A 10687-nucleotide genomic window follows, 5' to 3' on the forward strand; every position below is an offset into this window, starting at 1 on the left:
ATAGGTAACGGTGCCGAATAGTCCTTGTATCGTACGGCGATCCCGCCGTTCTATCTGATATCCTTGTTTCTTGTACTGTTCCACCAATTCTGTATCCATGATTTCTAACGCACAAACCAGTGCCTCTGTGAAAATCCGCATAAACAGCTGCAATAATTTTGTTTCGCGTATGATCGCGGTATCGGATTCCTTTATTGTTTTGATAATTTCTGCTATAATATATTCCATGAGAAGACCTTCGGTTGTGATATATTTTGCTGGCTAGGCAATATATCTATTATCTAGGTCTTTTCTTTTTTTTGCAATATCTTACCGAGAACTATTTTACACTAAGAATCAAGAATAAAAAAAACAAGAATTCTCTTGACAAACAATTGAATAACGTGTACCATATCGGTAAACATTGAAAATGCAATGACCAAAACAAGTACACGTATATTTATGTCCTACAGAAAACGCGAGCCATCGGCTGAGAGCTTGCGGGAAACATAAGTGCGATGGAATGCCTTTGGGAGCAGACCGACCGAAAATAGTAGGCCGGATCCGGTTGCCGCCGTTAATGGAAATAGTTGCAGCGAGTGCTGTAAACAGAGTGGAACCACGGACCACCGTCTCTGTATAAGGAGATGGTGTTTTTTTGCGTGTTAAATACTAAATTTGGCCGCGTTTTGTTTTCAGTGTATCCATCATTCACAAAATAGGAGGAATAGGAGAGGTGATGAAATAGCATAGCTATAAAATATACAAAAAAAGTATACATTAATAATAATGCGATGATCAAAACAAGTACACATACATAGGCTTTTTACAGAGAACGCAGATCAATGGCTGAAAATTTGCGAAAATGACTAGTATGGGGAATGCCTTTGAGAGCAGAACAGCTGAATTTTAGTAGGCTGTGTCCGGTGCCGCCGTTATCGGTTTTGAGATACAGCACAAGTATATATGTGTTGTAAACAGAGTGGAATCGCGGCCATCGTCTCTGTACAGGGGACGATATTTTTTTATCTAAAATTAAAAGGAGATGTTCGTATGTCACAAACAAAAAAAGAATTAGTATTAGCAGCACTTGATAACAAACCGGTGGATCGTGTTCCCGTTGGATTTTGGTTCCATATTTTACCGATACCTACTGTTCACAGTGCCAATGCTTTTAAAAATCCGCAATTAGCTAAACTTGTTTTGGCTGGAGAAGAAGAATATTTAGATACCGCAAAACCTGACTTTGCTAAAATTATGACGGATGGTTTTTTTACATATCAGCAGGATGTATTATCAAAAGTAAAAACTATTGATGATTTAAAAGGACTTCAGCCTCTTCCTGAACATGATAGATGGTTTACTGATCAGATTGCATATGCAAAAAAATTAAGTAATCGTTACAGCAATGAAATTTTATTATTTTATAATGTCTTTTGTGCTGCAACAACGTTAAAATTTATGCTGCCGGATGGCGATACTAGTTTAACGACACTTATTCAAGAAAATGAAGAAGTAGTAAAGCGTGCACTGGATATTATTAGTGATGATTTGGCGGTTTTATCTCAGCGAATTATAAAAGAAGCCGGCATTACTGGAATTTATTTGAGTTTGCAAAATATTAAGGGACTTAATCGTGAAGCGTATGAACGTATTTTGACGCCGGGGGAAAAGAAAATTTTATCGGCGGCGAATCGTGCCAGCGCATATAATATTCTCCATATCTGCGGCTATTTGGGCCACCGCAATGATTTATCCTGGTATACAGATTATGATGTTAAGGCGATTAACTGGGCGGCTCATATTGAAGAAGTTTCTCTCGAAGAAGGAAAGAAACTTTTTGGTGGACGTGCCGTTATCGGTGGCTTTGGCAATACGGAAAACGATATATTATATAATGGCAGTAAAAATGCTGTGGAAGCAGAAACGGAACGCATTATTCGTGGAGCGGGGAAAACAGGAGTAATCTTGGGTGCTGATTGCACAGTCCCACCTGATATTTCCAGGGATCGATTAGAATGGGTGCGGCAGAAGGCGGCTGTTTTATAATATAAGGGAGGAATCGATAATGGATATAAAAAAACTAGGAAAAGAAATGTTAGCGGTGTTATTAATTGGGACGACAGCAATTACGTTAGCAGCATGCGGTAAGAGTGAAACGAAGGAAACAGCGGCGGGAACTGATGGTGCGAAAAAAGTAATAACCGTTGCGCATACCAATTATTATGTGCCGTATGATTATGTAAATGATAAAGGAGAATCGGATGGATTTGAAGTTGCTGTAATGAAAGAGGTAGCTAAAAAACTGCCGCAATATGAATTTAAGTTTGTCCCGACCTCTGATGATGATTTGCTCATTGGTGTTGAATCTGGAAAATATACGGTAGGGACTAAAGGAATATGGAAAACACCGGCACGTGAAAAAAAATATATTTTCCCGAAAAATTATATAGGTGCCAGTGTGATTGGACTGGTTATACGTAAGGATACAGCAGATAAAATTAAAGATATGGAATCCTTTGCGGCATATAGCGGAAAGTTAGTTCCTATTGCACCGCAGAATGCGCAGTATGCAGTAGTGGAAGAATATAATAAATCACATCCGGATAAGCAAATTAAATTGGTCCCGTCAGAAGCCTTTAAGGTATCTGATGCCTATACATGGGTAATGGAAGGTCGGTATGATGCCTATTTTGAAGTGGAATTAAATTATAAAAATAATGTTCTTAACAAGAATGGTTCATACCATCAATTTGCCGATAACGTGTCATATATACGGTACAAGGGAATTCCAACATATCCACTGTTTAATAAAAAGGAACAAAAATTTGCTGATGAATATGATAAAGCGATAGAAGAATTACGGGCAGAAGGAAAAATTGCCGAATTGGAAAATAAATATTTCGGCGAAAGTTTATCCAATTATATTGGAGATAGTGATAAATAAGAGGGATAAAAAATGAATTATAGACCATTTGATCCAAGTTTTTTATTGCAATCTATTCCAGCTTTATTACCCTATCTGCAGATAACTCTTTTTGTTGGAATCAGCAGTATTGTGTTTGGGTCTATATTTGGAATTTTATTGGCAAAGGCAAAACTAAGCTCGATTGGTCCGTTGAGATGGTTGGCACAGGGGTATACATATGTTATGCGGTGTACTCCTTCCATCGTCTTATTGTTTATTGTATTTTACGGACTGCCAAAGCTGGTAGACGGATTATTCAATTATCAAATTGATGATTGGGATCGATCCGTATTTGCTATTATAACGCTTGTATTATTGTTTGGGGCATATGTATCGGAGGTGTTTCGATCCGCTTATTTAGCAGTTCCCCGGGGGCAATATGAAGCCGCAGTGAGTATTGGACTGACACCGCTGCAAGCGGTAATACAGGTTGTCATTCCCCAGGCCATGATCATTGCTTTGCCAAATTTTGGCAATTCGGTTATTAATCTTCTCAAAGAAGGGGCACTGGCATATACCATAGGATTGATCGATTTGATTGGTAAGGGCAATCTGATTATTTCACAGAATTTTGGAGCATATGCAATAGAGATTTATTTAGCCTGCATGTTTATTTATTGGGTAATGGCCCTTTTAATTGAAAAAGTGTTTTTTATAATAGAAAAACGTTTAGATAAAGGACAAACATTAAAAACAGTGCAGACAGTTAAGCAAGATAAGAAACGGGCTAGGCTATTTCTTATAAAGGGGGTGAAATTTCATGGACCTGGATCTTGATTTTATGTACGAAACATTTTTTAAAATACTTGGAGGTATTTCCACAACATTGGAACTAACGATACTTTCGCTCCTTTTAGCAGCTCCCATTGCTTTTTACATGGCAGTTCTGCGTTTGAATGATGCCAAAATCAGCAGTGGAGCCGTTCGTGTATATGTATCCTTTGTGAGAGGGACTCCCATTATTTTACAGATACTTTTATTGTACAGTTTGCTGCCGAGTGTGTTGAATACAATTGTCCAAACATTAGGAATCAACTTTAATGTTTTTGATGCGATTGATCCTTTCTTTTATGCGGTTGTGGTGTTTTCATTAAATACGATCGCATTGCTGTCAGAGGTATTTCGTTCCGCACTTATCAGTATTTCCAAAGGACAACTTGAAGCAGGGTTGTCCATTGGCCTAACTCGTTTTCAAGTATATATCCATGTAATTATTCCGCAGGCTATGGTGGTGGCGTTACCCAATATCTGCAACATTACTGTCAATTTAATCAAAGGTACTTCATTAGCTTTTTTAATGACTGTGAAGGATGTTCTGGCGATTGGAAAAATCGCGGCATCCTTTGGATATAATTATATTGAAGCGTATATAGATGTTTTCTTTGTATACATCATTCTTTGCACGATTATTCAGGTTTTATATACTGCAGCAGAGTCAAAGATAAGTACATTCCGGGCAATGCATGTATAGGAGGAGATAGTATGTTAATGCAGATTAAGAATGTTCGCAAGCAATTTAACGGAGTTGATGTTTTGAAAAACGTAAACGTTGATGTCCAAAAAGGAGACGTGATTGTAATTCTGGGTCCCAGCGGTTCAGGGAAAACAACCTTTTTACGTTGCCTTAACTTCTTGGAGCAAGCGGATGAAGGAACTATGCAATTTGATACACTTCATCTGGATTTAAGTCATACGTCTTCGTCAGATATAGCTAAAGTAAGAAAGAAAACAGCATTTGTGTTTCAGAATTATAATCTTTTTGCAAATAAAACCGCTCTTGAAAATGTAACACTAGGACTGACGGCAGGAAGACATGTCGGCAAAAGTGAAGCCTTGGCAATTGGCAGACAGGCATTAGATAAAGTAGGATTGTCAGATCGATATGACTATTATCCTGCACAGCTTTCCGGAGGGCAGCAACAGCGAGTAGGTATTGCCCGAGCAATAGCGGTCAAGCCGGATGTAATCTTGTTTGATGAACCGACTTCTGCATTGGATCCGGAATTAATCGGTGAAGTACTGCGGGTAATGAAAAAACTAGCAGAAGAGGGAACTACTATGATTGTTGTTACGCATGAAATGAAATTTGCACAAGATGTAGCTACTCATGTTATTTTTATGGATGGCGGTGTTATCGTAGAGGAAGGTGCTGCCGAAGATATTTTCGTTCATCCTAAGCATGATCGCACGAAAATGTTTTTGAAACGCATATTGCCCTGTGGTGGAATTTGTGAAGAGTATGAATGCAGATAAATAACCCTGATTTTTAGCAAAATGCATAAAATCAGGGTAAATATTGCTATTTATTATAAATAGTTCATCGGATTGACAGGCGTGCCATTCAGACGTACTTCAAAATGTACATGCGGTCCGGTAGCCATGCCAGTAGCGCCTGAATAGGCAATAATCTGTCCTTGCGATACCGTTTGGCCGGCGGAAACGGTAAGACTTGTATTATGTCCATAAATAGTAGATAATCCGTTGCCATGATCAATGAGTACGGCATTTCCATATCCGCCCATCCAATCGGCTTCTACGACGACGCCGGCAGCGGCGGCATGCACCGGGGTTCCGTAATCGACACCGATATCAATTCCGCTGTGGAAAATTCTGCGACCTAAGACGGGGTGTATGCGGTAGCCGAATGGAGAAGTAATAGGACCGTTTACCGGCCAAATAAATATTCCGGAACCACTGGGAGCGGGAGCACTAGTATCAGAATCCGTGTTTGCTGCCGCAGCTGCATTGGCTCTGGCTTTAAGCATATCACTGATATGTTGTGAGGAAGCTTCCAATTCATTATAGGCTTGTTCAGCCGCTGCCTTGTCATTTTGGGTTTTATCTAAAACGGCTTGTTGTTCTGCTTTATGTTTTTCAATTTCTTCTTTCTTTTTCGCAGCGTCAGCTTGTAATTTAACCTGTTCTTGTCGTTCCGTTTCTAATTCTGTTTTTTGCTGGTTGATTGTATCCCTATCGGCAGCAATGGAATGGATCAGTTCCATGTCGGAATTTACGATTCGTTCCAATAGCTCTACGCGGTTGGCAAAATCATTAAAATCCTTAGCGCCGATGACAACATCTAAGTAATCCAGCTGGCCATGCATGTAAATATCACGAATACGGTTACCTAAAATTTTTTGCCGTTTTTTTAGATTTTCCTGCGTTTTGTCTAAATTAACTTGCGTTTCCGATATTTTATTTTCTGTTTGGAGTAATTGGTCCGAAATATTTTTGTATTCATTTCTAGCCGTATCCAGATTCGTTTGGATGATGCGAAGTTTTTCAAAAATATTACCGATGGCGGTGTCTGCATTGTTCTTTTTTTGCAGTTGTTGATTCATCTGTGATTGCACATCAGACAATTGGTTTTGCAAATTGTCTGAATCATCTGCCAGACTGCCAAAGGCAGGAACCAGTAAAGAAAACATGAGTAAGCCCGTTAGTCCGCGGTTAATCAATATTTTGCAGGTATTCATATAGATCACACCCTTATTAATAACATTTGCGCCATTTACAATTGTCTTGTAAATGGCGGTTTTTGCAAGGAATATTCTTCGTTTTTAAAAGGCCGTATCATCCATTAGACTTGTTTCACCAAATCGTGTAACTAGATCCTTTCGCTTCATCTTCCATTTTGGAGATGCCAAACTATAGGATTCATCATAGTTGGGGGATTTGATATTCAATATGCCGCAAACAAGTTCGTATAGTAAATCATTCGTAAAAAAGGCATTTTGGTTGTGCTTTAATGTACGAACTACGTCCGGATTGCGTTGTTCATATTGATTGGATAAGTAACAAAACATGGGAATGCGAAGAACCGTAAAACCTGTCGGATCTGGCTGACGGCGTACCATTGGATCTGAACCATGATCGGAAAAATATACCATAGCATCTAAGTGTAAATTATCATGCGCATATTGATAAATTTGAGATAATATCAAATCTGTATATAGCACGGTATTGTCAAAATCAGCCTGTTCATTTAAGGTTCCATCATCAAATTTATGGAAGGATTTTGGATAGCGATTGCGGTATTCTATATGACTTCCCATCAAATGCAGTACAATGAAGTTATTTTCGTTCGGATTAACTTGCTTTAAAAAGTCCAGCAATGATTCATCATATCGTGATTCTTTGTTATCTTTATCCGTCCATTTTGCTACGTCGGCAGTGTTTGCGACCAGCGTAATCGGTGTATCGGCAATTCCTATAGAACCCTGGTTGCTGAACCAGTAGGTTTTATATCCTAGTTTCTTTGCTATATCAATAATAGAAGTAGATTGATTAAATTGTTTGGTATTATAAAAATTCGATTCCGTCAATGCATGTTCTAATACCGGGACGGTATACCAAGCACAGCTATAAACATTGGTAAAAAGAGTAAAGTTGGGATTTGATTTTTCTCCTGTGAGCCAAGGGGTGTTTTGTACATGTTTTGGATCATAGGCATTCATCAGTGTACGAGTTTCCGATTCGCCGATTACGACAATTACTGTATTAGGACTATGTGCAGGATTTTTTTGAACAACTTGCAACGCTTTATATTTCTCGGCATGATTTGTAGCATATAATGAAGACTGCTGCAGATAATCGTGCGTATCTAAAAACAATCGAATAGGAAAACTTTCCGGGACAATGCTTTCCGCCATGACATAGGCTGAAGGAATGATAATCAGCAAGGCGAATATGGGAACACTTAATTTCCCCCAATTATTTTTTGGGATGGGAAGTGTTTTTGTTTCGACGAAAAAAAATGTAGTTAAACAGATAAGCAGCATAAGGATAATTCCCACGACGTGAAAAATTCCCAATGAATGAAGGTATTCTCCTGTTTCTGAAATATTTGTCTGATACATGATCAACGCACCGGAGGTCGTGATGCATGAACTGTACAATGCATAATAGATCCACTGTATTATTGGAATCATCAACTCAATAATTTGCAATATAGATGTAACAAGCGCAGCGGTTTTGTCATTGCTGAAACGGCGAAATAGCATGTATGTGCACAATGTTAGGCCAAATAAATAGAGCCCGATATAAATGTCATACATATTGTTTAGATAAATGATACCGCTGGCTGCAAATGTTGCATATGATACATACGGACCGGTAATGATCCATGATAACGCTATAAATATCCCAGGAAGTAAGGATACGACACGAAGAGTGCACCGGTATAGTATAACGGGAAGTACGGCAGCAGCGGCAGCCGCTGCTAATCCTACCGCATCATAACGCAGATTGTCATCACCTAGTCCGATAGAAGTTGCATAATACCAGGCGAAGCATAAACTGAATACGATGGCAAATAAAAGCGTACTGGTTACTATCCTGCGAAATAATATAGCATGTTTCATATGGTCCTCCGATTTATTCATTAATATTTTTTATATTCTATGGCTGTGGGATCAAAGATGCGAGTTTTTCTAAATGCAGCGTTGTATAAAAAAACGCATGCCATTTCCATAGATATCCGCATAATGTAGATAACAGCAAGCGGATGCGGAAGTGTGTAAAACTGTTATTTCCCTCAAATATAGCAACTCTGTTCAAGGCATACGGATCGTCCCCTGCGTGAAGACGTCCGGCATTGACGGTGAAGGCACCGGCATAACCAGCAGCTTTTGTTTCTCTTTCTACCATTGTATTATACTTGCCTTCGGGGTAAGCAATAAAATGGATCGAGTGCCCTAATTGTGTTTCTATCTGTTGTTTTGAAGTAGTAAGCTCTTGTCGAACGGTATTTTCATCCAATTCGGATAAAGGTCTGTGTGTAATTGTATGTGAGCCAAAGGCCATGTTGTCTTTATCCATTTTTTTTATTTGGGCCCAAGATAAATAACCTGGTTTTCCGACAAGACTGGTGATAATAAAAATAGTTCCGGTCATATCATATTTTTTTAAAATAGGATAGGCATCTGTATAATTATCTACATATCCATCATCAAAAGTAATCATGACAGGTTTGTCGGGCAAGGCAGTTCCTTTTGTTAAATAGTCATTTAATTGAGCAGGGGTGATGGTATGATATCCTTGATCTTTTAGATATTGCATTTGTTGAGAAAAATCGTGTGGAGTCATAGTTAAGCAGGTATGAAAGGTATTATCTACTTCGTGATAATTTAAAATAGGTATTCCGGTTACTTCATAATGCTCTGATCCAAAATACCAATATGCCAGCATAATCCCTGCGAATGTAAATAGTGTGATTACCGCGAGTATCACTTTCGTTCCATAAGATGACAGTTTATGCGTTTTCAGTTGTATTCACTCCTTTATGCAGCATTAGTGTTTATAAAAGCGATGCAGCGGTGTTTCTTAACGTATTTAATTGTGAGTATAAGTTCTTTCCCGGACATAAAGTGGAATTTAAATCGCGATGACCGAAAACAGTATGGTTATTTGGATGCAATGAATATTTTTGGCAAAGGTATGCCGTCATAAGTCCAATTGATTTTAACTGAGCGTCTGTAGGATATGCCGTTTCAAAATCACCGGCTGAACAAATTCCTACAGAAGTTTGATTATACCCATAACAATGAGCTCCAATAGCACCCATAGGCCGACCTCGTTCAATGGTTCCATCTTTTCGGATAACAAAATGATATCCGATACCAGCCCATCCGTTTGCTAGATGCCATTGATGAATCTCAGATGCCGATACATCACGATTAGTACCGCCAACATGGTGAATAACAATAATATTCGTAAGTTTACGTTGGACCAATGGCTGACAAAAAGTGAGATTTGTTTCTTTTATGATGGGGGATAGCATAGGGTGTGGTGTTGAATATGCTTGTACAATTTTAGGGATAAATGTGGGTAAAATGCTTGCAGCTCCAATTGTGATAAAGGAACGACGTAAAAATTCTCGGCGTCCGATTTTATTCATAATATTCCTCTTTTCCTGATAAAAATATAACAAACATTCTCAACTATCGTCGAGTATATCACTATATTTCAGAAAAGTCCAGTTACCTGTTTTCGGAAAAATAAAATAAGAAATTGGTAAAAGTTTATAAAAATATTAGATATATACTGATGTTTTTCAATAAATGTTCATATGTTCATTTTATCTAATGAAAAATGAACAAGAAAAACAATATATAAACGCTTCTCATTTGCATTGAGTTTTTATTCGTTATCTGTGCAATGTATTTTATAAAAATTGTAAATAAAAAAGTTTGTCGTGTAATATTTTATATCATAGTATAGTTTATTTTATTTTCTGCATTACAATATAAACGTATACTATATTGTTTTTTGTTTATAATTTATTTATTACTTTTCGTCAAAAATTATAAATTTTATTGTATACTTTTATCGTATATAGAATTATTTAGTTCAAACATATACTATTTGATAGCTTTATATAGAAAAATAGTTGGAAGATAGATAGTATAAAATTTTATGTGTAAACTCTAAGAGGCCCATAGGAAAAGGAACCTCATTCCTGTATAGTGTTAAGTGCTAACAAAGACACTAAAGAAATGAGGTTCCCTAATGTCAAATCTTAACACAAAACTCATGCAAGCGCTAGTAGAAAAACAATCTGTTGAAGATGTCTTTCGTCAAGAACTTGAAGATGCCATCAACCAGTTGCTTAAGGTTGAACTTTCTAGTTTTCTAGGATATGAGAAACATAGTTCCAACGGCTGGTCTTCTGGTAATAGCCGCAACGGTTTTTATTCTCGCGAACTTCGCACGGAATATGGTACTTTACAGCTCCAAATT

The 10687-nt window shown here is 37.8% G+C and carries 11 protein-coding genes and 1 other annotated feature; of the genes, 6 read left to right on the forward strand and 5 right to left on the reverse strand.

The features are described 5' to 3' along the window. Positions 1-228 (reverse strand): UPF0236 family transposase-like protein (locus BLR11_RS13350; RefSeq protein WP_176763006.1); only part of this gene is annotated, 228 nt, incomplete at its 3' end. A gap of 536 nt (positions 229-764) precedes the next feature. Next, positions 765-987: a binding site (T-box leader), on the forward strand. A 45-nt stretch (positions 988-1032) separates the two neighbouring features. Between BLR11_RS13350 and BLR11_RS13355 the strand changes: the two genes are divergently transcribed. From BLR11_RS13355 to BLR11_RS13375, 5 genes are read left to right on the forward strand one after another with little or no spacing between them, the layout of a single operon-like run. After that, complete coding sequence (locus BLR11_RS13355; protein WP_091653076.1) at positions 1033-2028, forward strand: uroporphyrinogen decarboxylase family protein; 996 nt, start codon at positions 1033-1035, stop codon at positions 2026-2028. 19 nt (positions 2029-2047) lie between these two features. After that, positions 2048-2926: a transporter substrate-binding domain-containing protein gene (locus tag BLR11_RS13360; protein WP_091653079.1), complete on the forward strand. Its 879-nt coding sequence runs from the start codon at positions 2048-2050 to the stop codon at positions 2924-2926. 12 nt (positions 2927-2938) lie between these two features. Beyond that, the gene (locus BLR11_RS13365) at positions 2939-3724 is read left to right on the forward strand and encodes an amino acid ABC transporter permease (protein ID WP_091653081.1); all 786 of its coding nucleotides are present in this window, start codon (positions 2939-2941) and stop codon (positions 3722-3724) included. Then, the gene (locus BLR11_RS13370) at positions 3708-4418 is read left to right on the forward strand and encodes an amino acid ABC transporter permease (RefSeq protein ID WP_091653085.1); all 711 of its coding nucleotides are present in this window, start codon (positions 3708-3710) and stop codon (positions 4416-4418) included. Before BLR11_RS13365 ends, BLR11_RS13370 begins: the two co-directional genes overlap by 17 nt. A gap of 11 nt (positions 4419-4429) precedes the next feature. Next, positions 4430-5200 carry an amino acid ABC transporter ATP-binding protein gene (locus BLR11_RS13375; RefSeq protein ID WP_091653088.1) on the forward strand — a complete coding sequence of 257 codons (771 nt, stop codon included), beginning with the start codon at positions 4430-4432 and terminating at the stop codon, positions 5198-5200. Between the two features lie 53 nt (positions 5201-5253). On the opposite strand, the gene BLR11_RS13380 is transcribed toward BLR11_RS13375, so the two are convergent. The 4 genes from BLR11_RS13380 to BLR11_RS13395 form a co-directional block, all read right to left on the reverse strand. Further along, complete coding sequence (locus BLR11_RS13380; protein WP_176763007.1) at positions 5254-6423, reverse strand: murein hydrolase activator EnvC family protein; 1170 nt, start codon at positions 6421-6423, stop codon at positions 5254-5256. 84 nt (positions 6424-6507) lie between these two features. Then, a complete protein-coding gene (locus BLR11_RS13385; protein WP_091653090.1) occupies positions 6508-8310 on the reverse strand; it encodes a phosphoethanolamine transferase in 1803 nt (600 codons plus the stop codon). Positions 8311-8347: 37 nt separating this feature from the next. Next, positions 8348-9136 carry a polysaccharide deacetylase family protein gene (locus tag BLR11_RS13390; protein WP_091653093.1) on the reverse strand — a complete coding sequence of 263 codons (789 nt, stop codon included), beginning with the start codon at positions 9134-9136 and terminating at the stop codon, positions 8348-8350. Between the two features lie 109 nt (positions 9137-9245). Next, positions 9246-9845: an N-acetylmuramoyl-L-alanine amidase gene (locus BLR11_RS13395; RefSeq protein WP_091653095.1), complete on the reverse strand. Its 600-nt coding sequence runs from the start codon at positions 9843-9845 to the stop codon at positions 9246-9248. Positions 9846-10456: 611 nt separating this feature from the next. Between BLR11_RS13395 and BLR11_RS13400 the strand changes: the two genes are divergently transcribed. After that, a partial coding sequence (locus BLR11_RS13400) for a transposase (protein WP_176763008.1) occupies positions 10457-10687 on the forward strand: 231 nt, incomplete at its 3' end.

The sequence above is a fragment of the Megasphaera paucivorans genome (assembly GCF_900103535.1).
Lineage (GTDB): Bacteria > Bacillota > Negativicutes > Veillonellales > Megasphaeraceae > Megasphaera_A > Megasphaera_A paucivorans.

Coding starts and splice junctions, on each gene's coding strand:
- BLR11_RS13355 (WP_091653076.1), top strand. CDS start 1,033: ATGTCACAAACAAAAAAAGAATTAGTATTAGCAGCACTTGATAACAAA.
- BLR11_RS13360 (WP_091653079.1), top strand. CDS start 2,048: ATGGATATAAAAAAACTAGGAAAAGAAATGTTAGCGGTGTTATTAATT.
- BLR11_RS13365 (WP_091653081.1), top strand. CDS start 2,939: ATGAATTATAGACCATTTGATCCAAGTTTTTTATTGCAATCTATTCCA.
- BLR11_RS13370 (WP_091653085.1), top strand. CDS start 3,708: ATGGACCTGGATCTTGATTTTATGTACGAAACATTTTTTAAAATACTT.
- BLR11_RS13375 (WP_091653088.1), top strand. CDS start 4,430: ATGTTAATGCAGATTAAGAATGTTCGCAAGCAATTTAACGGAGTTGAT.
- BLR11_RS13380 (WP_176763007.1), bottom strand. CDS start 6,423: ATGAATACCTGCAAAATATTGATTAACCGCGGACTAACGGGCTTACTC.
- BLR11_RS13385 (WP_091653090.1), bottom strand. CDS start 8,310: ATGAAACATGCTATATTATTTCGCAGGATAGTAACCAGTACGCTTTTA.
- BLR11_RS13390 (WP_091653093.1), bottom strand. CDS start 9,136: ATGCTGGCATATTGGTATTTTGGATCAGAGCATTATGAAGTAACCGGA.
- BLR11_RS13395 (WP_091653095.1), bottom strand. CDS start 9,845: ATGAATAAAATCGGACGCCGAGAATTTTTACGTCGTTCCTTTATCACA.